Source organism: Streptomyces sp. Tek67B01 (genome assembly GCF_055231995.1).
Genome location: NZ_JBUYUY010000001.1, coordinates 5,295,001 through 5,318,373, shown reverse-complemented (window position 1 = coordinate 5,318,373; position 23,373 = coordinate 5,295,001). Strand labels below are relative to the sequence as shown.

The window sequence follows — 23,373 nt, the reverse complement described above, 5'->3', positions numbered from 1 at the left end:
GGTGGTCGGGTGGTTCTTCTCTGCCGCCGAGTCTAGGCGGCCCCACCGACAACGCCCCCTGACCTGCGCCTTTATCAATCCGGTCAGGCCGTGGCGCAGGCCCGCCTGCCTTCCTTGTCCCGATTCCGTCCCGATCCGCGCACCACCGCCCGCACCGCCCCCGTCGGGGTAGTAACCCCCTACCGCCGCCGACCGGAACCGGGGACCAGCCAACCATGCTCCGACGCTTCACCACCGTCCTCGCGGCCACCGCCACCGCGACCGCCGCGCTCCTGCTCGGCGGGCGGCACGGCCTCGTGGCAGGACTACGGCACGCTTCCCGTCGAGGAGGGCGCCCATGTCTACGGGGTCCACACGTCGATCCCCGACTCCGAGCCCGGCGTGCACCTCTAGGCATCGGCCGGGACGGCGCCACCGTGACCGTCGTGAAGCGGGGGCAGATGGGCACGCTCGCCGACGCGCCCGTGGCGGCCTTCAAGAAGACGACTACCACGGCCGTGAACAAACTCGACCCGTGACGGCCGCCCCCTTCGCCTTCCCTTTCGCCTCCCCGCCGGTGGGACCATGGAAGCGAGGACTACGGTGATCCGAGGCGATCCGAGGCGATGGTCATGCGTAGCGGAAACGAGCCGGTGACCGCCCGCAGTCCGCTGCGGCTGCGGTTGTGGCTCAGCCTGTGGGGGCTGTTGTGGGCCGCGGGTGGGGCGGCTCTCTTCGCGCTGGCCGGCCGGCCCGGGTGGGCGGCCGCCTGTGCGGCGCTCGCCGTCCTCGCGGCGGTGGACCTGATCGTGGTCACCCACCACATCCGTCAGGGCCCGCACTACCAGCCCGGCCGCGACGTGCCCCCGTACGAGCCGCCGCACCCCCGCTGAAGCCCCGCTCGGCCGCGCTCCCCCGGCGGAGGCCGTGTCGACGTCCGGCGGAGGTAGAACCTGTAGGACCTGTAGGACCTAGTCCTCGAAGCGCGCGGCGGCCAGGTACTCGGGCTGCGGGTCGAGCGCGGCGGCCAGCCGGAAGTGCTTGCGGGCCTGAGCGCGCCGCCCGGACCGCTCATGGGTCCGGGCGAGCGCGAAGTGGGCGTACGCGTTGTCCGGTTCGCGCTCCAGCACCAGCTCGAACTCCAACGCTGCCGGGCGTAGTTGCGCGGCGGCGAAGAAGGCCCGGGCGCGCAACAGCCGGGCCGCCGTGTTCTCGGGGTGGGCCGCTATCACCGAGTCGAGCAGTTTGACGGCGCCCCGTGGGTCACGGGCGGCCAGGAGCCGCTCGGCGGCCCGGAAGTCGATGACGTGCGTCTCGGGACTGGCGGCGCCGGAAGCACCCCACGAGCCGGACGAGCCAGGTGGGCCGGAGGACCCGGACGAGGGCGGCTGCGAGGGAGGCGTGGTGTCGGACACGTTGTCTTACCTTCCCTCTGCGGGCGCCTTCACGCGCCGCTTCCCCGCCCGCGCGGCCCGCTCCGGCCCACGTCAGGCTCCTGTGGTGGCCGCCCGCTCGGTCAGCGTCTCCCAGACCTTCCGGACCTGCGGTTCCAAGGCCTCCAGCGGCCCGTCGTTGTCGATCACGAGGGTCGCCACCGCCATTCGCTGCTCCCGCGTGGCCTGCGCCGCCATCCGGGCCCGCGCCTCTTCCTCGGCCATGCCGCGCAGTCCCGTCAGCCGCGCCAGCTGGGTCTGCGGCGTCGCGTCCACCACCACGACCAGGTCGTACAGCGGTGCCAGGCCGTTCTCCGCGAGCAGCGGTACGTCGTGCACCACGATCGCGTCGGCGCCCGCCGCGCCCTCCAATTCCGCGGACCGGGCCCCGACCAGGGGGTGCACGATGGCGTTGAGCGTCCGCAGCTTCTGCGGGTCGGAGAAGACGATCGCCCCCAGCTTCGGCCGGTCCAGCGCCCCCTGCGCGGTCAGTACGGACTCCCCGAACGCCTCCACGACGGCCGCGAGCCCGGGCGTCCCGGGTTCCACGACCTCCCGCGCGATGCGGTCGGCGTCCACGATGACCGCCCCGTACCCCGCCAGCAGCCGCGACACTTCGCTCTTGCCGGCTCCGATTCCGCCCGTCAGGCCCACTTTCAGCATGCCCGGCAGCCTAGACGCACGGGCCGCCGCGGACATCGGCGGATCAGCCCTCGCCCTCGCGCTCCGCCAGGAACCGTTCGAACTCGCGCCCGAGTTCCTCCGCCGAGGGGATCTCGGCGGGCTCCGCGATCATGTTGCCGCGGCTCTCGGCACCGGCCGCCGCGTCGTACTGGTGCTCCAGCCCTTGGACCAGGGCGACCAGTTCCTCGTCGCCCTCCCGGATCTGCCGGTCGATCTCCGTCTGGGTGCGGTGGGCCTCGGTGCGCAGGGCGTGCGCCACGGCCGGGAGCACGAGCCCCGTCGCCGCGGTGATCGCCTCCAGGACCGTCAGCGCCGCGTCCGGGTACGGGGAACGGGCCACGTAGTGCGGTACGTGGGCCGCGACGCCGAGCACGTCGTGCCCGGCCTGGCCCAGCCGGAACTCGACCAGGGACTCCGCGCTTCCCGGCACCTGCGCCTCGTCGAACGGGCTTCGGTGCCCGGGCATCAGGTCGGTGCGGTTGCCGTGCGGGGTGATGCCCACGGGTCGGGTGTGCGGGACGCCCATCGGGATGCCATGGAAGTTGACGGACAGGCGCACGCCCAGGCGCTCGACGATCTGCCGTACGGCGACCGCGAAACGCTCCCATTCCACGTCCGGCTCGGGGCCGGACAGCAGCAGGAACGGGGCGCCGGTGGCGTCCTGCACGAGGCGCACCTCCAGCTTGGGCTCCTCGAAGTCCGTCCAGTGGTCGCGCTGGAACGTCAGCAGCGGGCGCCGGGCCCGGTAGTCGACGAGCCGGTCGGCGTCGAAGCGCGCCACGACCTGGTGGGGCAGCGTGTCCAGGAGACGCTCGACGATCTGTTCACCGGCCTCCCCCGCGTCGATGTACCCCTCCAAGTGGTAGAGCATGACCAGCCCGGCCGAGTCCTGGGCGAGCGCCAGGTCGGCCACCGCCAGGCCCTTGGCGTCCCATTCGTACAAACCTTGTGGATCAAGCACCGCCACCACTCCTCCTCGCCGCGTTCTCTGCAAGAACGCCCAAGGAGGCGTCACCATTCCCCAGTTGGCCGCTTTCCCGAGGATTCGACCCGGGGTGGGTCCGAGGTGGGTCCGGGGGGCCAGGATCGGCCCGGGGTCGGCACGGGGTGCGAAACGCGGTAAGGCCCGCCCCCCGAAGGGGACGGGCCTTACCGTTCGGCTCAACTCACTCTCGCACCGGGGTGCGAGGCGTGACGCGTTGCCTCGATCAGCTCTGGCCGCCGGCCAGCTTCTCGCGGAGCGCGGCGAGGGCCTCGTCCGACGCCAGGGCGCCGGAGGTCTCGTCCGAGCCCTCGGAGGAGTAGGAGCCACCCGAGATGTTGCCCGCACCGGCGTTGCCACCGGCGGCCGGGGCGGCAGCGCCCTCGGCGGCAGCGGCCTCGTCGGCCTCGCGGCTCTTGATGACCTGCGCCTGGTGCTGCTCGAAGCGGACCTGCGCCTCGGCGTACTGGCGCTCCCACGTCTCGCGCTGGGTCTCGTAGCCCTCGAGCCAGTCGTTGGTCTCGGGGTCGAAGCCCTCGGGGTAGATGTAGTTGCCCTGGTCGTCGTAGGACGCGGCCATGCCGTACAGGGTCGGGTCGAACTCGACCGACGCCGGGTCGGCACCGAAGGACTCGTTGGCCTGCTTGAGGGACAGCGAGATCCGGCGACGCTCCAGGTCGATGTCGATGACCTTGACGAAGATCTCGTCGTTGACCTGGACGACCTGCTCCGGGATCTCCACGTGGCGCTCGGCCAGCTCGGAGATGTGGACCAGACCCTCGATGCCCTCGTCCACGCGGACGAACGCACCGAACGGAACCAGCTTGGTGACCTTACCCGGGACGACCTGACCGATCTGGTGGGTCCGGGCGAACTGCTGCCACGGGTCCTCCTGCGTCGCCTTCAGCGACAGGGAGACACGCTCGCGGTCCATGTCGACGTCGAGAACCTCGACGGTGACCTCCTGGCCGACCTCGACAACCTCGGAGGGGTGGTCGATGTGCTTCCAGGACAGCTCGGAGACGTGCACGAGACCGTCGACGCCACCCAGGTCCACGAAGGCACCGAAGTTGACGATCGAGGAAACGACGCCGGAGCGGACCTGACCCTTCTGCAGGGTGGTGAGGAACGTCTGGCGAACCTCGGACTGGGTCTGCTCGAGCCAGGCGCGACGGGACAGGACCACGTTGTTGCGGTTCTTGTCCAGCTCGATGATCTTCGCCTCGAGCTCCTTGCCCACGTAGGGCTGGAGGTCGCGGACGCGACGCATCTCGACGAGAGAGGCCGGCAGGAAGCCGCGGAGGCCGATGTCGAGGATGAGACCACCCTTGACGACCTCGATGACGGTACCGGTGACGATGCCGTCTTCTTCCTTGATCTTCTCGATCGTGCCCCAGGCACGCTCGTACTGAGCGCGCTTCTTGGACAGGATCAGACGGCCTTCCTTGTCCTCCTTCTGGAGAACCAGGGCCTCGATCTCGTCGCCGACCTTGACGACCTCGTTCGGGTCGACGTCGTGCTTGATCGAGAGCTCGCGGCTGGGGATCACGCCTTCCGTCTTGTAACCGATGTCGAGGAGAACCTCGTCCCGGTCCACCTTGACGATGACGCCGTCGACGATGTCGCCGTCGTTGAAGTACTTGATCGTCTCGTCGATCGCCGCGAGGAACGCGTCCGCGTCGCCGATGTCGTTGACCGCTACCTGCGGAGGGGTGGTGGCGGTGGTCTCGGTGCTGCTCGTCATGTGGGAAAGGGCTCCGGTTACGGACAGAAAGTCGTAGGTACTGCTACGCCGGGAGCCCTTATCGGCAACTGCCGAAGCCGGACAGCCAAGGAAGCCCCGCATCCGCAGAAGCAGCGGTAGGGCCTCGAAAACCGAGGGGACATCAACAGAAGCAAGCGCAGCCTGCTAGGTCTGAGGAGCACAGGCTCGCAGCGCAACTTGTAGCATACGGGGGCAGCCGGACAGGGTCAATGCGCGAAGGCGCACACCCCGGGCGGATCGCCGCATTACCGGCACAAATCGCCGGCGGGGAGGGCCCGATGGCCGCCGCCCTCATTTTTCGCAGACTACGACGACGGGCCCCATGAACAAAGAGGACTACCTTCCCGAAGACGCGTTCGAAATCGCCGTCGCGGGCGCGGCGGACGCCGGTGACGACGTCGAAGACGACGCCGAGGCCACCCGCCGCGAGACGGACGAAGCCGAGAGCAGTCGGGCGAGCCGGGGCTGGTGGGACCGCAACGCCGACGAGTACCAGAGCGAGCACGGCTCCTTCCTCGGCGACGACCGCTTCGTCTGGGGGCCGGAGGGCCTGGACGAGGCACAGGCCGCCCTGCTGGGCCCGGCCGACTCGCTCAGGGGCAAGGACGTACTGGAGATCGGCGCCGGCGCCGCCCAGTGTTCGCGCTGGCTGGCCGCCCAGGGCGCCCGCCCGGTGGCCCTCGACCTCTCGCACCGCCAGCTCCAGCACGCCCTGCGCATCGGCGACGGCGACGGGCCGGGGGTCCGTCTCGTGGAGGCCGACGCCGGCCGGCTGCCCTTCCGCGACGCCTCCTTCGACCTGGCGTGCTCCGCCTACGGCGCCGTCCCCTTCGTCTCCGACCCGGTGAACGTGATGCGCGAGGTCCACCGCGTGCTGCGCCCCGGCGGGCGCTGGGTCTTCTCGGTGACCCACCCCATCCGTTGGGCCTTCCCCGACGAGCCCGGCCCGGAGGGGCTGTCCGTCGCGGCCTCCTACTTCGACCGGACGCCGTACGTCGAGGAGGACGAGCAGGGCCGCGCGGTCTACGTGGAGCACCACCGCACGATCGGCGACCGGGTGCGGGACGTCGTCACGGGCGGGTTCCGCCTGGTGGACCTGGTCGAGCCGGAATGGCCCGCCTGGAACCACCAGGAGTGGGGCGGCTGGTCCCCGCTGCGCGGCAACCTGATCCCCGGCACCGCGATCTTCGTCTGCGAGAGGGACTGACCCCGTTGAACCGCCAGGTCCGCACCGCCGACCTCGACGCCCTCCCGGTACGGGAGGCCGTGCCCGCCCTCGTCTCGGCGCTGGAGGCGCACGGCGCCGGCGTGCTGTGCGCACCGCCCGGGACCGGCAAGACCACGCTGGTGCCGCTGGTGCTGGCGGGACTGGTGGGGGGCGGCGCGCGGCGCCGGGTCGTGGTGGCCGAGCCGCGGCGGATCGCCGTCCGGGCGGCGGTGCGGCGGATGGCGTGGCTGCTGGGCGAGGACGTCGGGGAGTCGGTCGGCTTCACGGTGCGCGGGGAACGGACGGTCGGCCCGCGCACGACGGTGGAGGTGATGACCACCGGCGTGCTGCTCCAGCGACTCCAACGGGACCAGGAGCTGACCGGCGTCGACGTGGTCGTGCTGGACGAGTGCCACGAGCGACACCTGGACGCCGACACGGCCGCCGCCTTCCTCCTGGACGTACGCGCGACCCTGCGCCCGGAGCTGCGCCTGGTCACCGCGTCGGCGACGACCGACTCGGCCGGCTGGGCCCGGCTGCTGGGGGACGCGCCGGTGGTGGAGGCCCGGGGCGTCTCGTACCCGGTGGAAGCGGTGTGGGCTCCCCCGGCCCGGCCGGTGCGGCCGCCGCACGGGATGCGGGTGGATCCGGCGCAGCTGACGCACGTGGCCTCGGTGGTGCGGCGGGCGCTGGCGGAACGTTCCGGTGATGTCCTGTGCTTCCTGCCCGGCGTCGGCGAGCTCGCCCGGGTCGCCGGGCAGCTGGACGGCGTGGACGCCGAGGTGCTCCAGCTCCACGGCCGGGCACCGGCGTCCGTCCAGGAGGCGGCGCTGACTCCGGCCGCGCACCGCCGGGTGATCCTGGCGACGGCCGTCGCGGAGTCGAGCCTGACCGTGCCGGGCGTACGGGTGGTCGTGGACTCGGGACTGGCCCGCGAGCCCCGGGTGGACCACGCGCGGGGCCTGGGCGCCCTGGCGACCGTACGGGCGTCCCGCGCGGCGGGCCGGCAGCGGGCCGGACGGGCCGGACGCGAGGCGCCGGGGACGGTCTACCGCTGCTGGTCCGAGGCCGAGGACACGCGACTGACGGCATATCCCTCGCCGGAGATCCGGATGGCCGACCTGGCGGCGTTCGCGCTACAGGCGGCCTGCTGGGGCGACCCCGACGCGTCGGGACTCGCCCTGCCGGACGCGCCGCCCGCCGGGGCGATGGCCGCCGCGCGGGAGGTACTGCGGGCGGTCGGCGCGGTGGACGACGCCGGGCGGCCGACCCCGCGCGGGCTGCGGATGGCCCGGCTGGGGCTGCACCCGCGGCTGGCGCGGGCACTGCTGGACGGCGCGGCGGCGCTGGGCGCGCGTCGGGCCGCGCAGCTGGTGGCACTGCTCAGCGAGGAGCCGCCGCGCGGGTACGGCGACGACCTGGCCGCCGCGTGGCGCGCGGCCGGGCACGGCGGCGACTCCTACGCGGGGCGCTGGCGCGCGGAGACCCGCCGCCTCGAACGCGCGGTGGGCGACGCCGCGGGGCCCTCCCCCACCCCGGCCCTCACCGAGAGCGGGGCCTCGCACCGGAGCCCCGGCTCTCTCCCCGACGACCTCGCCGCCGGACTGATCGCCGCCCTCGCCTTCCCCGAGCGCGTGGCGAAGGCCAAGGGCGGCGGAGCCTTCCTCATGGCCTCCGGGACGGGGGCCGAACTCGGCGAGGGGTCCCCGCTGCGCACCGCGCCCTGGCTGGCCGTGGCCGTCGCCGACCGGGCCCCGCACTCGGCTTCCGCGCGGGTCCGGCTGGCCGCGGTCCTCGACGAGGACGCGGCCCGGGCCGCCGCCGCGCACCTGCTGACCTCGGGGGAGGAGGTGCGCTGGGAGAACGGGGACGTGGCGGCCCGGGCGGTGGAGCGGCTCGGGGCGGTCGAGCTGGTCACCCGGCCCCTTCGCGACCCCGACCCCGGGCTGGTCCGGGACGCCCTCCTCGACGGGCTGCGCACCGAGGGGCTCGGCCTGCTGCGCTGGTCCGCGGACGCGCGGGCGTTGCGGGCCCGGCTGGGCTTCCTGCACCGCACGCTGGGCGGCGGCTGGCCCGACGTGGCGGATGACGCCGCGCTGCTGGAGCGCGCCGACGACTGGCTGGAGCCCGAGCTGTCGCGCGCCCGACGCCGCGCCGACCTCGCACGGATCGACGCCGGTCAGGCGCTGAACCGACTGCTGCCTTGGGCGACCGGTGAGGCGGCCCGGCTCGACGAGCTCGCCCCCGAGCGGATCGAGGTGCCCAGCGGTTCCCGTATCCGGGTGGACTACACGGGAGAGCAGCCCGTGCTCGCGGTGAAGTTGCAGGAGCTGTTCGGGCTCGCGCAGACCCCGCGGGTGGCGGGGGTCCCCGTCCTCGTCCACCTGTTGTCGCCCGCCGGGCGGCCCGCCGCCGTCACGGCCGATCTCGCCTCCTTCTGGCAGGGCGGCTACCGCGCCGTCCGCGCCGAGCTGCGCGGCCGCTACCCCAAACACCCCTGGCCGGAGGACCCCGCGACCGCCCGGCCGACCCGGCACACCAACGCCCGGCTCGGGCGGTGAGGTCCGCGTCCGCTCAGCCGGGAGGCGCCGAGTCGGCCCGTCCGGCGGGTCCGGCGTCCGCCCGGCCGGCGGGTTCCGCCGTGGGTTCCGTGTCGCGGCGCCGGCCGCGCGCCTCCAGCCACAGGGCGAGCGCGAGGAAGGCGAGCGCGCCGACCGTCAGGCCCAGGGGGGCGTACGTGTGCAGGGCGAGGACCTTCACCCGGTTCGACCGCACGAGGTCCACGGTGTAGGCGGAGTAGTCCGGGCGTATCTTCACGTCCCCGGCGAAGACCGTCAGCCTTCCGTCGGGCGCACCGGCGGCGATGCCGCCGCGCATCTCCTGCCGGATCTGCTGCTCGGCGTTGACGGGCGCTCCGGTCACCGGGTCGACCCAGAACATCGCTTTGACCGTGTACCAGAGGCTGGTTCCGGTGCTCTCCTCGAACGTCTTGGGGTCGATGCCCTCGATCGGCATCTTCTTCGGCAGGGGGACCTTCGTCCAGGGCACGGTCTGCTCGAAGTAGTAGACGTCCATGCCTTTGAAGGTGCGCGGGCCGACGTAGTGGATCGGTGAGGAACTGCGCGTCTGGGCGTCGAAGTAGAGGTAGTCGCGCGGCTCGGTGAAGAACGGCCACTTGAACTCGATGCCCTCGCGCCTGACCGGGTCCCCGTCGACCATCTCGCCGGTGGCGTGCACCGGGTCCTGGGTGTGCGCGTCGAAGACGTACCGCTCGGGGATCCGGGAGACCATCTTGCCGTCCGGGCCCATGATGTAGGACAGCGTGTCCCAGACGACGACGTCCTTGCCGGCGCTCGCCTCGATCTCCTTCGACGCCTCGACGTTGCCCTTGAGCGTCTGGACGATCGTGACCTTGTCGACCTTCTTCGGCCGCATGCCGGCCGTGTAGTCCAGGAGGGTCGCGTCCTTCGCCTCCAGGACCATCTCCTGGTACTGGTTCGGCGGGATCTTGGCGAGACGGGGGTACGCGTACCAGCGCAGCAGCGGTGCGAGGGCTGCGCAGAACACGGCTACGGCAAGCAGGACGAGGCTCGCTCTGCGTCGCACGGCCGGGCCCTCCTCTACTTTCCGGGCGCGGCGGGCGCGGTGGTGAGCAGGGGCTTGGGCGAGGTCTTGCCTTCGGGCGCCCCGAGCGCCGTGACGGCGAGGACGAGGGCCAGCGCGGCGGCCAGCCCGATGGCGGCGGCGACGAGTGCGCGCATGCGGGGCCCTCCGTATCTGATGGGGTGTCAGAGAGGGGGCACCGTAGCAACGCGGGGCGGAGATGAGAACCGTTCGTCTACGGGGTTTCGGACGGCCGCGAACCGCCCGGGGAGGGCGTGCGGCCGGGCGCCGGGGTGGTCTTCGCGGTGGGCGTGGGAGACGGCTTCGGGGTGGCGCTCGGGGTGGGGGTGGGCTTCGGGGTCGGGGTGGGGGTGGGCTTCGGAGTGGTGCTCGGGGTCGGCGTGGGAGTGGGGGTCGGCTTCGGGGTGGGCGTCGGCGTCGGGGACGGCTTCGGGGTGGTGCTGGGGGACGGCGTGGGCGTCGGAGTCGGCGTGGGGGTCGGAGAAGGTGTCGGCGTGGGAGTGGGCGTCGGCGTGGGGGTGGGCGTCGGCGTGGGAGTGGGCGTCGGCTTGGGTCCGGGCGTCCCGGCGGCGCCCGTGCCGCCTTCGTCGGGGACCTCGCGCGTCCCGGACAGGTAGTACGCGAACCAGGACCGGACCGTCCTCAGGTACTCCCCGGACTGGTTGTACGACAGCACCGCACGGTCGAGGTCGGCTCCCACCCGCAGGTCGCGGCTCCCCGCACACAGGTAGCGCCCGGCGGCCAGCGCCGCGTCGTACACGTTGTTCGGGTCCCGACGGCCGTCTCCGTTGCCGTCCTGACCCCAGGCCGCCCAAGTGGACGGGATGAACTGCATCGGCCCGACGGCCCGGTCGTAGCGGGCGTCGCCGTCGTACGCCCCCCCGTCGGTGTCGCCGATGCTCGCGAAGCCGTTGCCGTCGAGGACGGGACCGAGGATCGGCCGCAGCGTGGTGCCCGCGGCGTCCACTTGGCCGCCCCCGGCCTGCCCCGACTCGACCTTGCCGATCGCCGCGAGCAGTTGCCAGGGCAGTCCGCATCCGGGGTCGGTGTCCGCGATCTTCCGCTCGGCACGCCGGTACGCCGCCAGTACGCTCGCCGGTATCCCCCGCGCGCCCTGTGCCCCGTCCAGGGCCACCGGCTCGGTGGGTGACGCCCCGGCCGTTCGCGTGGGCGCGGGTGACGGCGTCGGGCCCTCGGACGGCTGTGTCTCGACGGGCGGCGGCAGTTCGGTGGAGTAGGCGGAGTCCCCGCCCTGCGGCGCGGTCGCGGAGGGGCCGCGGCCATCCCCGGTGGCGGCGGGCGTGCGGTCCTCGGTCCCCGAGGCGGGCCCCTGGGAGGCCGTCACCGCGGCCACCACCAGCGCGGAGACCAAGGCGGCGGCGCCGCTCCTGCGCAGCCGACCGAACCGGGCCGATATTCGTCCCCGCATGAGCCTGACTCCTCCCCGTCGACGTCCGCGTGACCCTACGTCAACTGCCTGCACAAGGCACGTACAGCAGGGGGGACTTCACCAATTCCCCACGTCCTGCGCAGCTCCCGCATACTGTTCGGACCGTTCGGGGACCGGAAGGGGCACCACATGCCGTTCACTCTCAGCCACGCGGCAGCCGTACTTCCGGCCGTCCGGCGGACCGGTCGGGCCCGCGGGCCGCTCATCGCGTCCGCACTGGTGCTGGGTTCCTTCGCCCCGGACACGTTCTACTTCCTGGACGCGGTCGTGCAAGGCGTGATGGGGTACGGCGATTTCACCCATTCCCTCCTCGGCGCGGTGACGGCCGACGCCGCGCTGACCATCGCCCTGGCCGCCTGCTGGCTGCTCCTGCGCGAGCCGTTGATCGCCTTGCTGCCGCGCGCCTGGCAGGGCAGGACGTATGCCTTCGTACGGGGTGAGGACTGGCGCGCCGATCGTCGCCTGCCGGCTCTCGCGCTCCGGTTCTACCTCTCGGCGGTGCTCGGCTCCCTGACGCACGTGGTGTGGGACAGCTTCACCCACCTCGACCGGTGGGGAACCAACGCGCTGCCCGCGCTGGGAGAACCGCTCGCCTTCGGCCTGCCCCTCTACTCATTTCTCCAGTACGGCAGTTCGGCGCTGGCCGCCTGCGCACTGCTGTGGTTCACGGTGACGGGCCTGCGCCGCCTGCCCGTGTCGCCCGTCCCACCGTCCGTGCCCTCGGCGGGGCGGGTGGAAGTCTGGTGCGCCGTCGCGTTGGCGGTGGTGTGCGTGGGGGCGGGGGTCACGCTGCGGGTGCTGCGCTACTTCACCTTCTTCAACCGCATCCGTACGCCTCTCGACATCATCCCGACCGTCTGTTTCGGTGCGGGCGGCGGACTCATGGTGGCCCTGCTGCTCTACGGGGCCCTGGTCCGCCTGCGCCACCGAGGCGACCGGCACGGCGAGGACCGGCACGACAGCGACGGGCACGGCGACGACGGGCACGACAGCGACCGGCACGGCGACCGCCACCGAGGCGGCGAGGAAACGCGGACGCCCGTCCCCACGGCGTAGCGGGGACGGGCATCTCGGCGGTGCGGGGCGGGGTCAGTGCGCGGCGGACTCCCAGTCCGGGCCGACGCCCACGGACACGTCCAGCGGGGCGCGCAGATCGACGGCGGCGCCCATCTCGCGGCGCACCAGCTCCTCCACCTTCTTCCGCTCGCCCGGCGCGATCTCCAGCACGATTTCGTCGTGGACCTGGAGCAGCATGCGCGAGGTCAGCCCGGCCTCGGTGAGGGCACGGTCGACGCGCAGCATCGCGACCTTGACGATGTCGGCGGCGGTGCCCTGGATGGGCGCGTTCAGCGCCATCCGCTCGGCGGCCTCGCGGCGCAACCGGTTGTCGCTGTTGAGGTCGGGCAGGTAGCGGCGGCGCCCCAGCACGGTCTCGGTGTACCCGGTGGCGCGGGCTTCCTCCACGACGCGCTGGAGGTAGTCGCGGACGCCGCCGAACCGCTCGAAGAAGGTCTCCATCAGTCCGCGCGCCTCGGCGGGTTCGATGTTCAGCTGCTGCGAGAGACCGAAGGCGGAGAGCCCGTAGGCGAGGCCGTAGGACATGGCCTTGATCTTGCGGCGCATCTCGGCGTCGACCGCGGACCGCTCCACGCCGAACACCTGGGAGGCGACGGTGGTGTGCAGGTCCTCGCCGGACAGGAACGCCTCGATCAGGCCCGCGTCCTCGGACAGGTGGGCCATGACGCGCAGCTCGATCTGGCTGTAGTCGGCGGTCATGAGGGATTCGTAGCCCTCACCGACGACGAAGCCGCGGCGGATGGCGCGGCCCTCGTCGGTGCGCACCGGCACGTTCTGCAGGTTCGGGTCGGTGGAGGACAACCGTCCGGTCGCGGCGACGGTCTGGCTGAAGCTGGTGTGCACACGGCCGTCGGCCGCGATCGACTTGACAAGGCCCTCGACGGTGACGCGCAGCTTGGCCTGCTCCCGGTGCCGCAGCATGATCACGGGCAGTTCGTGATCGGTCTGCGTCGCGAGCCAGGCCAGCGCGTCCGCGTCCGTGGTGTAACCGGTCTTGGTCTTCTTCGTCTTCGGCAGGTCCAGCTCGCCGAAGAACACTTCCTGGAGCTGCTTGGGCGAGCCGAGGTTGAACTCGTGGCCGACCGCGGCGTGCGCCTCCTTCACCGCCTGCTGCACGGCGCCAGCGAACTGCTGCTCCATGCCTTCGAGATGGTCGCGGTCGGCGGCGATGCCGGCCCGCTCCATCCGCGCCAACAGCTCGGAGGTCGGCAGCTCCATGTCGTGGAGCAGTTCTACGGCGCCGACCTCGGCGAGCTTGCCGGTGAAGGCCTCGCCCAGGTCGAGGACGGCGCGGGCCTGCGCCATCAGGGCCTCCGCCTCGGCGGTCTCGTCGGCGCCGAAGGCGAGCTGGCCGTCGGCGGCGGCCGGGGCGAGTTCACGGTGCAGGTACTCGTTGGACAGCGCGTCCAGGGCGAAGGAGCGGCGGCCCGGCTTGACCAGGTACGCGGCGAGCGCGGTGTCCATGGTGACGCCCGCCAGGCTCCAGCCGTGTTCGGGGAAGACCCGCATCAGGCCCTTGGCGTTGTGGACGACCTTGGGCTTCGCCGGGTCGGCCGCCCAGGCGGCGAAGGCCCGTTCGTCGGCCTCGTCCAGCTCGGACGGCTCGAACCAGGCGGCGGGCCCGCCGGCCGACGCCAGCGCGATCTCGCTGACGTTGCCCTGGCCCAGGCCCCAGCTGTCGACGGTCGCGACGCCGAGGGCCTCACCCGCGTGGCGCTCCAGCCAGGCGACGAGCTCGCCTGCGCCCAGCACCGATCCGTCCAGCTCCACCCCGGCCGCCGGGGCGGGGGCCTGCTCCTCGGCCGCGCCCGGGTCCATCGCCAGCAGCCGCTCGCGCAGCGAGGCGTTGCGGATCTCCAGCACGTCCAGCACACCGGTGACGGCGGACCGGTCGTAGGGGACGCGCGCCAGGTCGGCGGGGGACTTGTCCAGCTCGACGTCCTTGACCATCTCCGTCAGGACGCGGTTGAGCTTCACCGACTCCAGGTGGTCGCGGAAGTTCTGCCCGGCCTTGCCCTTGACCTCCTCGGCGCGTTCCACCAGCTCCTTGAACGACCCGAACTGGGTGATCCACTTGGCGGCGGTCTTCTCGCCGACGCCCGGGATGCCCGGCAGGTTGTCGGACGGGTCGCCGCGCAGCGCCGCGAAGTCCGGGTACTGCTGCGGGGTGAGCCCGTACTTCTCCTCGACCTTCTCCGGCGTGAACCGGGTCAGCTCGGAGACGCCCTTCGTCGGGTAGAGCACGGTGGTGTGCTCGGAGACCAGCTGGAAGGAGTCCCGGTCGCCCGTGACGATCAGCACCTCGAAGCCCGCGGCCTCGGCCTGCGTGGCCAGCGTCGCGATGACGTCGTCGGCCTCGAAGCCGTCGATCGCGAACCGCGGCACCCTCATCGCGTCCAGGAGCTCGCCGATCAGCTCGACCTGCCCCTTGAACTCGTCGGGCGTCTTGGAACGGTTCGCCTTGTACTCGGGGAACTCCGTCGCCCGCCAGGTCTTGCGGGACACGTCGAAGGCCACCGCGAAGTGCGTGGGCGCCTCGTCGCGCAGCGTGTTCGCCAGCATCGACGCGAACCCGTAGATGGCATTGGTCGGCTGGCCCGTCGCGGTCGTGAAGTTCTCCGCGGGCAGCGCGAAGAACGCCCGGTACGCCAGGGAGTGCCCGTCCATGAGCATCAGGCGGGGGCGGTCCGCTGCGGTCGGCTGGTCGGTCTTCTTCGATGCTGAATCTGCCACGCCTCCGATCCTAGGCGTCCGCTGTGACAATCCGGGCCGGCCGACCCCGACGACGAGGCCGACCGCCCGGGATGTCGGCGGGGCGTGGCAGGATCGCTTCGATATGCGAACGCGCGGCCCCGCCGGCGCGATGCCCGAGTGCTCGAAGGGGAGCGACATGGCCAGCAAGCCGCCCGCAGGTGATCCCGTACAGGACGCGCCGCAGGTCGCGCCTCCTCAGCACGCGGCGGCGGGCCTGCCGGCGATCGTGCACACCCTCAAGATCGCCGAGCGGCAGATGGGCCTGCGGCGCACCGCCCGCACCCTCCTCAAGGTCAACCAGAAGGACGGCTTCGACTGCCCCGGCTGCGCGTGGCCCGAGGGCGACAAACGCCACACCGCCGAGTTCTGCGAGAACGGCGCCAAGGCCGTCGCCGAGGAGGCGACGCTGCGCCGGGTGACCCCGGAGTTCTTCGCCGAGCACCCGGTGTCCGAACTCGCCGCCCGCAGCGGGTACTGGCTCGGCCAGCAGGGCCGCATCACGCAGCCCATGTATCTGGCGGAAGGCTCCGACCACTACGAGGCCGTGTCCTGGGAGCGGGCCTTCGAGATCATCGCGGAGGAACTGCGCGCCCTCGACTCCCCCGACGAGGCCCTCTTCTACACCTCGGGCCGCACCAGCAACGAGGCGGCCTTCCTCTTCCAGCTCTTCGCCCGCGAGTTCGGCACCAACAACCTGCCGGACTGCTCCAACATGTGCCACGAGTCCTCGGGCTCCGCGCTGAACGAGACCATCGGCATCGGCAAGGGCAGCGTCTCCCTCGAAGACCTCCACCAGGCCGATCTGATCATCGTCGCGGGGCAGAACCCCGGCACCAACCACCCGCGCATGCTCTCCGCCCTGGAACAGGCCAAGTCCGCCGGCGCGAAGATCATCTCGGTGAACCCGCTGCCCGAGGCCGGCACGGAGCGCTTCAAGAACCCGCAGAAGCCGCTCGGCATGCTCAAGGGCACGGCGCTGACCGACCTGTTCCTCCAGATCCGCATCGGCGGCGACCAAGCCCTCTTCCGCCTCCTGAACAAGCTCGTCATCGAGACCGACGGCGCCACCGACGAGGCGTTCATCCGCGAGCACACGCACGGGTACGAGGAGTTCGCCGCCACCGCGAAGAAGGCCGACTGGGCCGAGACCCTCACCGCCACCGGCCTGAGCCGCCCCGACATCGAGCGCGCCCTGGCCATGATCCTGGCCTCCGAGCGCACCATCGTCTGCTGGGCCATGGGGCTCACCCAGCACAAGCACGCCGTGGCCACCATCCGCGAGGTCGTGAACCTGCTCCTGCTGCGCGGCGACATCGGCCGGCCCGGCGCGGGCGTCTGCCCCGTCCGCGGCCACTCCAACGTCCAGGGCGACCGCACCATGGGCATCTTCGAACGGCCCGCGGCCGCCTTCCTCGACGCCCTCGACCGGGAATTCGGCATCACCTCGCCCCGCCACCACGGCTACGACGTGGTCCGCTCCATCGGGGCCCTGCGCGACGGCGAGGCGAAGGTGCTCTTCGCCATGGGCGGCAACTTCGTCGGGGCAACCCCCGACACCGCGGTCACCGAGGCCGCGATCCGCCGCGCCTGCCTCACCGTCCACGTCTCCACCAAGCTGAACCGCTCCCACGCGGTCACCGGCAAGCGCGCCCTGATCCTGCCCACCCTCGGCCGCACCGACAAGGACGTGCAGGCCTCCGGCAAGCAGTTCGTCACCGTCGAGGACTCCATGGGCATGGTCCACGCCTCGCGCGGCAACCTCCCGCCCGCCTCCCCCCACCTGCTCTCCGAGCCCGCCATCGTCGCCCGCCTCGCCCGCGCCGTACTCGGCGACGCCTCGCGCACCCCGTGGGAGGAGTTCGAACGCGACTACGCGGCCATCCGCGACCGGATCTCCCGCGTCGTCCCCGGCTTCGAGGACTTCAACGCCCGCGCCGCCCGCCCCGAGGGATTCCGCCTCCCCCACGCCCCGCGCGACGAGCGCCACTTCCCCACCGCGACCGGCAAGGCCAACTTCACCGCCGCGCCCGTGGAGTACCCCAAGCTCCCGGCGGGCCGGCTGCTGCTCCAGACCCTGCGCAGCCACGACCAGTACAACACCACCATCTACGGCCTCGACGACCGCTACCGCGGCATCACCGGCGGCCGTCGCGTCGTCATGGTCCACCCCGAGGACGCGGCCGAGCTGGGCCTGGCCGACGGCGCCTACACCGACATCGTCGGCGAGTGGTCGGACGGCGTGGAGCGCCGCGCCCCCGGCTTCCGCGTCGTGCACTACCCCACGGCCCGCGGCTGCGCCGCCGCGTACTACCCCGAGACCAATGTGCTGGTCCCGTTGGACTCCACCGCCGACACCAGCAACACCCCCGCGAGCAAGTCCGTCGTCGTGCGCTTCGAACCGGCCTGATAGAACGACCCCAGGACAAGATGGTTAACGAACGTTGACACACGAACGGAGCAGGCCCATGGGCGAGCAGCACGCAGTGAAGTTCCCGCAGGAGGTCCTCGACCAGTACGCGGCCCTGGGCATCGACCTGCCCGCCCTGTTCTCGGCGGGCGACCTCGGCGAGCGCATGGACATCCGCGTCCTGGAGGCCTCGGCCGACCGCGTGGTGGGCACCATGCCCGTCAAGGGCAACACCCAGCCCTACGGACTCCTGCACGGCGGCGCCTCCGCCGTCCTCGCCGAGACCCTCGGCTCGGTCGGCGCGATGATGCACGGCGGCATCGACAAGATCGCCGTCGGCGTCGACCTGAACTGCACCCACCACCGCGGCGTCCGCTCCGGCCTGGTCACCGGCGTCGCCACCCCCGTCCACAAGGGCCGCTCCACCACCACCTTCGAGATCGTCATCACCGACGACCAGGACAAGCGCGTCTGCACGGCCCGCCTCACCTGCCTCCTGCGCGACACGAACTCGTAACAGCCGTTCCGCGGAGAGCCGTTGTGCTGCCCCCGGCGCCGGTCTAGCGTTCCCCGCATGGGATCCGGACCGGCGCCGCGGCGCGCCACCGCCGCCTGCGCGGCGACCGCCGTCCTGAGCGCCGCGCTGCTCGGCTGCACCACCGCCACGCCGGCCGCCGCACCCGGCGGCTCCCCCGCCCCGCACACGACCTCGCCCCGGGAACTGTGTGACGCCCTGATCACCCACTGGGCCACCGTCATCCTCGACGGCGACGATGACGGCGACGGGGCCGGCGACCCCGTCCGCCTCGACTACCAGGCCATGGGCCTGTCCGGCGGCCAGAACGACATCCTGCGCGCCGTCGTCGAGGTCGCACGCGCCGAGCGGCGTGCCCGCGGACCGGCGGCAGCCCGCGAACTCGCCGGCCGCGAGGCGGCCCGCCGGTGCGCGGAGCGCTACCGCTCGGGCACCCCGACCGGCGGGCCCTGGCAGTGAGCGGCGGCATCGGCCCCGTCGAGCCCGGCGAGGGCACCTCGCGCCATGAGGTCTCGCACACGAAGGCCCGTACCCCCGCGCTCGCTCGGCTCCGCTCCCACTACGTGCGCCACCGCCGGGCCGTCCTCACGATCACCGCCCTGGTGTGTGCCACGGGGCTGGCCGTCGGCGGCGTCCACCGGTACGCCGCGCGCCCCCGTCCCACCCCACGGACACCGACGGCGCCCTCCCAGAACATCTCCCTCGGCTACGGCGAACCGATCGAGCCCGGCGCCGTCGGCACCGCCTTCACGTTCACTGTGCGTGTGCGCAACAGTTCCGAGCTGCCCGTCTCGATCGAGCGCATCACACAGCCCTCGCGGGCACTGAGCGTAGCGATCCGGCCGGCCCTGCCCGTCGTGGTGGCCGAGGGGGAGCTCCGCGAGCTGGTCATCGACATTCGGGTCACCGACTGCGTGCATGTGGCACGGAATTCCGGACTGCCATTCCTGGAAGTAACCCTCAGTAATGGAATCCAGAATGAGGACCACAGTTACATCCCTGGTGACCGATATGCCAGGGATCTTTCCGTCGCTCTGACCAGGGCCTGTCCCGAAGATCGAGACGTCTCCACCTCACCGCCGTCATGAGCAAAACGCCCCAGAGTCCTGGAAAGACAGGACTGAACCCGCCCCACGGTCCTGCCGCGTCTCATGATGCGGACTGCACGAACCGGCCGGAATTCCCCCGTTCCACCCGCACGGGTCCGGTATGTATTACGCCGTGGCATAACAAGAGAGTCACATCATTGGCCTGAGCCCTCCATAACGTACGAAGTCCCGCCTAGAGTCACCGCCAGTTACCGCGACCACCGGATTTCACTCAGTTCGGTTCCGCGCGTTCGACTCGACGCGTCCCAGGGGGGACGCGGCGCCAGGAAAGGACTGATCGTGCGTCATCGTCAGCTCATCGCCGTGACGGCCGCCCTCGCCGCGGGCGCTCTCACTCTCACCGCCTGTGGTTCGCGCAACGACTCGGCCGGCTCCACCGGTGACGGTGGCAACACCACGGTCGTCATAGGCGTCGACGCCCCGCTGACGGGCGACCTCTCCGCCCTCGGCCTCGGCATCAAGAACTCCGCCGACCTCGCCGCCAAGCAGGCCAACGAGAAGAAGTACGTCAAGGGCGTCACCTTCAAGATCCAGGCCCTCGACGACCAGGCCCAGGCCTCCTCCGGCCAGCAGAACGCCACCAAGCTCACCGCCGACAAGGACGTCCTCGGCGTCGTCGGCCCCCTGAACTCCTCGGTGTCCGAGTCGATGCAGAAGGTCTTCGACGACGCCAAACTGGCCCAGATCTCCCCGGCCAACACCAGCCCCTCCCTGACCCAGGGCCCCAAGTGGGCCGAGGGCCAGAAGGTCCGCACCTACAAGAGCTACTTCCGCACCGCGACCACGGACGCCATCCAGGGCCCCTTCGCCGCGCAGTACCTCTTCAACAAGGCGGGCAAGAAGAAGGTCTTCATCATCGATGACAAGAAGACCTACGGTGCCGGCCTCGCCGGAACCTTCAAGGGCGAGTTCACCAAGCTCGGCGGCCAGGTCGTCGGCGAAGGCCACATCGACCCGGAGTCCAAGGACTTCTCCGCCATCGTGACCCAGGTCAAGTCCTCGGGCGCCGACGTCGTCTACTACGGCGGCGAATACCCGGCGGCCGGCCCCCTCAGCAAGCAGATCAAGGCCTCCGGCACCAACATCCCCCTCGTCGGCGGCGACGGCATGAAGGACAAGAAGTACGTCGAGCTCGCCGGTGCCGAAGCCCAGGGCGACCTCTGCACCTCCGTCGGCGCACCCGTCGAGACCCTGCCCTCGGCCAAGGACTTCATCGCCAACTACAAGAAGGCCGGCTACAAGGACGACTACTCCGCCTACGGCGGCTACTCGTACGACTCCGCCTGGGCCATCATCGAAGCGGTCAAGAAGGTCGCCGACGCCAACAACGGCAAGCTTCCCTCCGACTCCCGCGCCAAGGTCCTCGAAGCCGTCCAGGGCGTCAACTTCGACGGCGTGACCGGCAAGGTCTCCTTCGACGAGTTCGGTGACGCCACCAACAAGCAGCTGACCGTCTACAAGGTCGACGGCGACGACTTCAAGACCGTCGAGTCCGGCACCCTCGGCAGCTGACCTCCCTCCGCTAGCTCGCTAGCAGCTCACCCCTCATTGCCGCGCGGGGCGCGCACAGCGCCCCGCGCGGTGTCACATCCGTCGAAAGACTCGGAGGACCTGCGGTGCACGAACTGCCGCAACAGCTGGTCAACGGCCTGCTACTGGGATCCATGTACGGGCTCGTCGCCATCGGCTACACGATGGTCTATGGCATCGTCCAGCTCATCAACTTCGCGCATGGCGAGATCTTCATGACCGGCGGCTTCGGAGCCCTCACGGTCTGGCTGATGCTCCCCACCGGCACCACCATGTGGATCGCGCTGCCGCTCATGCTCATAGGCGCGGTCATCGTCGCCACCACCATCGCCGTCGGAGCCGAACGCTTCGCCTACCGGCCCCTGCGCAGCGCGCCCCGGCTCGCCCCGCTCATCACCGCCATCGGTCTCTCCATCGTCCTCCAGCAGGCGGTATGGGCCTGGTACCCCGACGCGAAGTCTTCCGTAGTCTTCCCGCAGATCCCCGGCGGCGCCTTCCACCTCGGCAGCGTCACCATCCAGACCGGTGACGTGTTCCTCCTGATCGCCGCCCCCATCTCCATGGCCTTCCTCGGCTTCTTCGTGAAGAAGACCCGCACCGGCCGCGGCATGCAGGCCACCGCCCAGGACCCGGACACCGCGAAGCTCATGGGCATCAACACCGACCGCATCATCACGGTCGCGTTCGCCCTCGGCGCCGCCTTCGCCGCCGTCGGAGCCGTCGCCTACGGCCTGAAGTACGGCGAAGTCAACTACCGCATGGGCTTCATCCTCGGCCTCAAGGCGTTCACCGCCGCCGTCCTCGGCGGCATCGGGAACATCTACGGCGCCATGATCGGCGGCCTGGTCCTCGGCCTCGCCGAGACCCTCACCACCGCCTACATCGCCGACGTCCCCGGCATGAGCCAGCTCGGCGGCCAGTCCTGGGGCAACACCTGGGCGTTCGTACTCCTCATCCTCGTGCTCCTCCTGAGGCCCCAAGGCCTGCTGGGCGAGCGCGTGGCGGACAGGGCGTGAGAACCATGACGACCATCACCGCGGACACCGCGAACACCACCGCAGCCGACACCGGCTTCATCGCGATCCCCGAGAAGACGGCGCGCCTCCTCGCCACCGGCGGCGGCGTCCTCACCGTCATCTCCTGCTTCCTGTCCTGGACCTGGACCGCAGCCTTCCCCGGAGACCTCACCGTCTACGGCTACCCCGGCGGCCTCCAGTGGCTCGTCCTCATCGGCGGCGCCCTCACCACCCTCTTCGGACTCGCCTCCTACGGGATCAAGGGCCTCGGCTGGCTCACCCCCGCAGGCGCCGACGCGGCCGTCAAACTCGCCGCACTCGCCGCCTTCGCCACCGCCTGGTACACGATCGTCACCATCACCGTCACCCTCGGCGGCGTCGTCAACCTCGAACCCGGCGGCTACGTCGTCGCCGCAGCCACCCTCCTCACCCTGATCGGCGCCCTCGCGCTGCCCTTCGCCCGCCCCGTCCTGGACGCCCCGGACCCCGACGACACCCCCTGGGAACAGCGCAAGCACCACCTCGGCAACACCTGGACGACCTTCAAGGCCGCCCTGGCCAACCACGCGCCGCGCCCCGCCCGCGCCATCCCGGCCTGGGCCGAGATCCTGCTGATCGCGGCCGTCCTGGCGGTGACCCTCGGAGTCTTCACCTACGGGATCACCACGCCGTACCAGGAACTCTTCATCGGCTTCCTCATCACCGCCGGCTTCGGCTTCGCCGCCCTCAACAAGGCCGGCCTGCTCGCCCGCTTCACCGCCCTCACCACCAAGCACCGCAACGTCGCACTCGTCGGCGCCTTCGCCGCCGCCGCGGCCTTCCCGCTCACCCAGACCGACGACCAGTACGCGACCCTCGGCGTCAACATCCTCATCTTCGCCACCGTCGCACTCGGCCTGAACATCGTCGTCGGCCTCACCGGGCTCCTCGACCTCGGCTACGTCGCCTTCCTCGGCGTCGGCGCCTACACCGCCGCCCTGGTCTCCGGCTCGCCCAACTCCCCCTTCGGAGTACACCTCCCCTTCTGGGCCGCCATCCTCCTCGGCGCCGCCGCGTCCATGGTCTTCGGCGTCCTCATCGGCGCCCCCACCCTGCGCCTGCGCGGCGACTACCTCGCCATCGTGACCCTCGGCTTCGGAGAGATCTTCCGGATCTCCATGAACAACCTCGACGGAGTCTCCGGGCCCGACCTCACCAACGGCCCCAACGGCATCGCCGGCGTCCCCAACGTCGACCTCTTCGGCTTCGATTTCGGCGCCAACCACACCATCGCCGGATTCACCGTCGGCCGCTTCGCCAACTACTTCCTGCTGATGCTCCTGGTCACCCTCATCGTGATCATGGTCTTCCGCCGCAGCGCGGAATCCCGCATCGGCCGCGCCTGGGTCGCCATCCGCGAAGACGAAACCGCCGCCGAAGCCATGGGCATCAACGGCTTCCGCGTCAAGCTCGTCGCCTTCGCCCTCGGCGCCACCCTCGCCGGCCTCGCCGGAGCCGTACAGGCCCACGTGAACTACACCGTCACCCCGGACCAGTACGTCTTCGCCAACGCCGTCCCCCCGAACTCGGCATTCCTGCTCGCCGCGGTCGTCCTCGGCGGCATGGGCACCATCTCCGGCCCCCTGGTCGGCGGCGCCCTGCTCTTCATGATCCCCAACAAGCTCCAGTTCCTGGGCGAATACCAGCTCCTCGTCTTCGGCATCGCGCTCGTCATCCTCATGCGCCTGCGCCCCGAAGGCCTCATCCCCAACCGGCGCAACCAGCTCGAACTCCACGCGGACCTCGAAGCGCCCACAGTCCTCGGCAAGACAGGGGTCTGAC

The 23,373-nt window shown here is 71.4% G+C and carries 19 protein-coding genes and 1 pseudogene; 12 read left to right on the top strand and 8 right to left on the bottom strand.

All coding sequences use genetic code 11. The features are described from left to right. Positions 1 to 291 precede the first annotated feature (291 nt). Both ACV7NM_RS23900 and ACV7NM_RS23895 read left to right on the top strand, forming a co-directional pair. Positions 292 to 518 (top strand): annotated as a pseudogene (locus tag ACV7NM_RS23900) (hypothetical protein); the annotation flags it as partial. 93 nt (positions 519 to 611) lie between these two features. After that, on the top strand, positions 612 to 872 hold the full coding sequence (locus ACV7NM_RS23895) for a DUF6343 family protein (RefSeq protein WP_463412191.1): 261 nt from the start codon (positions 612 to 614) through the stop codon (positions 870 to 872). Positions 873 to 950: 78 nt separating this feature from the next. Here the strand turns inward: ACV7NM_RS23895 and ACV7NM_RS23890 are convergent, their stop codons facing one another. From ACV7NM_RS23890 to rpsA, 4 genes are all read right to left on the bottom strand, one after another. Then, positions 951 to 1,283 (bottom strand): tetratricopeptide repeat protein, encoded by a 333-nt coding sequence (locus tag ACV7NM_RS23890; protein ID WP_389663913.1) that lies wholly within the window; start codon positions 1,281 to 1,283, stop codon positions 951 to 953. Between the two features lie 183 nt (positions 1,284 to 1,466). Next, positions 1,467 to 2,075, bottom strand: a complete 609-nt coding sequence (gene coaE / locus ACV7NM_RS23885; RefSeq protein ID WP_463412190.1) for a dephospho-CoA kinase — start codon at positions 2,073 to 2,075, stop codon at positions 1,467 to 1,469. Positions 2,076 to 2,118: 43 nt separating this feature from the next. Beyond that, positions 2,119 to 3,057, bottom strand: coding sequence for a PAC2 family protein (locus ACV7NM_RS23880; protein WP_136217145.1), 939 nt, complete (start codon positions 3,055 to 3,057; stop codon positions 2,119 to 2,121). A gap of 247 nt (positions 3,058 to 3,304) precedes the next feature. Beyond that, positions 3,305 to 4,822, bottom strand: a complete 1,518-nt coding sequence (gene rpsA, locus ACV7NM_RS23875) for a 30S ribosomal protein S1 (RefSeq protein WP_329194365.1) — start codon at positions 4,820 to 4,822, stop codon at positions 3,305 to 3,307. A gap of 343 nt (positions 4,823 to 5,165) precedes the next feature. On the opposite strand from rpsA, the gene ACV7NM_RS23870 reads away from it, so the two are divergent. Together ACV7NM_RS23870 and hrpB are read left to right on the top strand one after the other, a co-directional pair. Next, positions 5,166 to 6,050, top strand: a complete 885-nt coding sequence (locus ACV7NM_RS23870) for a class I SAM-dependent methyltransferase (RefSeq protein WP_463412189.1) — start codon at positions 5,166 to 5,168, stop codon at positions 6,048 to 6,050. Further along, positions 5,954 to 8,611 carry an ATP-dependent helicase HrpB gene (gene hrpB / locus ACV7NM_RS23865; RefSeq protein ID WP_463412188.1) on the top strand — a complete coding sequence of 886 codons (2,658 nt, stop codon included), beginning with the start codon at positions 5,954 to 5,956 and terminating at the stop codon, positions 8,609 to 8,611. The genes ACV7NM_RS23870 and hrpB overlap by 97 nt, the downstream gene beginning before the upstream one ends. A 13-nt stretch (positions 8,612 to 8,624) precedes the next feature. On the opposite strand, the gene ACV7NM_RS23860 is transcribed toward hrpB, so the two are convergent. The 3 genes from ACV7NM_RS23860 to ACV7NM_RS23850 form a co-directional block, all read right to left on the bottom strand. Beyond that, positions 8,625 to 9,656, bottom strand: coding sequence for a PorA family protein (locus ACV7NM_RS23860; protein WP_463412187.1), 1,032 nt, complete (start codon positions 9,654 to 9,656; stop codon positions 8,625 to 8,627). A gap of 14 nt (positions 9,657 to 9,670) precedes the next feature. Next, positions 9,671 to 9,811, bottom strand: a complete 141-nt coding sequence (locus ACV7NM_RS23855) for an SPW_0924 family protein (RefSeq protein WP_463412186.1) — start codon at positions 9,809 to 9,811, stop codon at positions 9,671 to 9,673. Between the two features lie 77 nt (positions 9,812 to 9,888). After that, positions 9,889 to 11,103 (bottom strand): lytic transglycosylase domain-containing protein, encoded by a 1,215-nt coding sequence (locus ACV7NM_RS23850; RefSeq protein WP_463412185.1) that lies wholly within the window; start codon positions 11,101 to 11,103, stop codon positions 9,889 to 9,891. 150 nt (positions 11,104 to 11,253) lie between these two features. On the opposite strand from ACV7NM_RS23850, the gene ACV7NM_RS23845 reads away from it, so the two are divergent. After that, positions 11,254 to 12,180 (top strand): DUF4184 family protein, encoded by a 927-nt coding sequence (locus tag ACV7NM_RS23845; protein WP_463412184.1) that lies wholly within the window; start codon positions 11,254 to 11,256, stop codon positions 12,178 to 12,180. 33 nt (positions 12,181 to 12,213) lie between these two features. Here ACV7NM_RS23845 and polA read toward each other — a convergent pair whose 3' ends face one another. Continuing rightward, positions 12,214 to 14,934: a DNA polymerase I gene (polA, locus tag ACV7NM_RS23840; protein WP_463412183.1), complete on the bottom strand. Its 2,721-nt coding sequence runs from the start codon at positions 14,932 to 14,934 to the stop codon at positions 12,214 to 12,216. 157 nt (positions 14,935 to 15,091) lie between these two features. Here polA and ACV7NM_RS23835 point away from each other — a divergent pair, with 157 nt between their 5' ends. From ACV7NM_RS23835 to ACV7NM_RS23805, 7 genes are all read left to right on the top strand, one after another. Continuing rightward, on the top strand, positions 15,092 to 17,362 hold the full coding sequence (locus tag ACV7NM_RS23835) for an FdhF/YdeP family oxidoreductase (RefSeq protein WP_463412182.1): 2,271 nt from the start codon (positions 15,092 to 15,094) through the stop codon (positions 17,360 to 17,362). Positions 17,363 to 17,420: 58 nt separating this feature from the next. After that, the gene (locus ACV7NM_RS23830) at positions 17,421 to 17,879 is read left to right on the top strand and encodes a PaaI family thioesterase (RefSeq protein ID WP_463412181.1); all 459 of its coding nucleotides are present in this window, start codon (positions 17,421 to 17,423) and stop codon (positions 17,877 to 17,879) included. 57 nt (positions 17,880 to 17,936) lie between these two features. Continuing rightward, positions 17,937 to 18,356, top strand: coding sequence for a hypothetical protein (locus tag ACV7NM_RS23825; RefSeq protein ID WP_463412180.1), 420 nt, complete (start codon positions 17,937 to 17,939; stop codon positions 18,354 to 18,356). Continuing rightward, positions 18,305 to 18,985, top strand: a complete 681-nt coding sequence (locus tag ACV7NM_RS23820; RefSeq protein WP_463412179.1) for a Tat pathway signal sequence domain protein — start codon at positions 18,305 to 18,307, stop codon at positions 18,983 to 18,985. The genes ACV7NM_RS23825 and ACV7NM_RS23820 overlap by 52 nt, the downstream gene beginning before the upstream one ends. Before the next feature lie 300 nt (positions 18,986 to 19,285). Further along, the gene (locus ACV7NM_RS23815; RefSeq protein WP_463412178.1) at positions 19,286 to 20,518 is read left to right on the top strand and encodes a branched-chain amino acid ABC transporter substrate-binding protein; all 1,233 of its coding nucleotides are present in this window, start codon (positions 19,286 to 19,288) and stop codon (positions 20,516 to 20,518) included. 104 nt (positions 20,519 to 20,622) lie between these two features. Further along, positions 20,623 to 21,552, top strand: coding sequence for a branched-chain amino acid ABC transporter permease (locus ACV7NM_RS23810; RefSeq protein WP_401526303.1), 930 nt, complete (start codon positions 20,623 to 20,625; stop codon positions 21,550 to 21,552). Next, positions 21,549 to 23,372 (top strand): branched-chain amino acid ABC transporter permease, encoded by a 1,824-nt coding sequence (locus ACV7NM_RS23805; RefSeq protein ID WP_463412177.1) that lies wholly within the window; start codon positions 21,549 to 21,551, stop codon positions 23,370 to 23,372. Before ACV7NM_RS23810 ends, ACV7NM_RS23805 begins: the two co-directional genes overlap by 4 nt. Position 23,373 lies beyond the last annotated feature (1 nt).

Excerpts from the sequence above, each read along its gene's own strand:
- ACV7NM_RS23895 (WP_463412191.1), top strand. The coding sequence starts at position 612 with ATGCGTAGCGGAAACGAGCCGGTGACCGCCCGCAGTCCGCTGCGGCTG.
- coaE (WP_463412190.1), bottom strand. The coding sequence starts at position 2,075 with ATGCTGAAAGTGGGCCTGACGGGCGGAATCGGAGCCGGCAAGAGCGAA.
- rpsA (WP_329194365.1), bottom strand. The coding sequence starts at position 4,822 with ATGACGAGCAGCACCGAGACCACCGCCACCACCCCTCCGCAGGTAGCG.
- ACV7NM_RS23870 (WP_463412189.1), top strand. The coding sequence starts at position 5,166 with ATGAACAAAGAGGACTACCTTCCCGAAGACGCGTTCGAAATCGCCGTC.
- hrpB (WP_463412188.1), top strand. The coding sequence starts at position 5,954 with ATGGCCCGCCTGGAACCACCAGGAGTGGGGCGGCTGGTCCCCGCTGCG.
- ACV7NM_RS23855 (WP_463412186.1), bottom strand. The coding sequence starts at position 9,811 with ATGCGCGCACTCGTCGCCGCCGCCATCGGGCTGGCCGCCGCGCTGGCC.
- ACV7NM_RS23850 (WP_463412185.1), bottom strand. The coding sequence starts at position 11,103 with ATGCGGGGACGAATATCGGCCCGGTTCGGTCGGCTGCGCAGGAGCGGC.
- ACV7NM_RS23845 (WP_463412184.1), top strand. The coding sequence starts at position 11,254 with ATGCCGTTCACTCTCAGCCACGCGGCAGCCGTACTTCCGGCCGTCCGG.
- ACV7NM_RS23835 (WP_463412182.1), top strand. The coding sequence starts at position 15,092 with ATGGCCAGCAAGCCGCCCGCAGGTGATCCCGTACAGGACGCGCCGCAG.
- ACV7NM_RS23830 (WP_463412181.1), top strand. The coding sequence starts at position 17,421 with ATGGGCGAGCAGCACGCAGTGAAGTTCCCGCAGGAGGTCCTCGACCAG.
- ACV7NM_RS23825 (WP_463412180.1), top strand. The coding sequence starts at position 17,937 with ATGGGATCCGGACCGGCGCCGCGGCGCGCCACCGCCGCCTGCGCGGCG.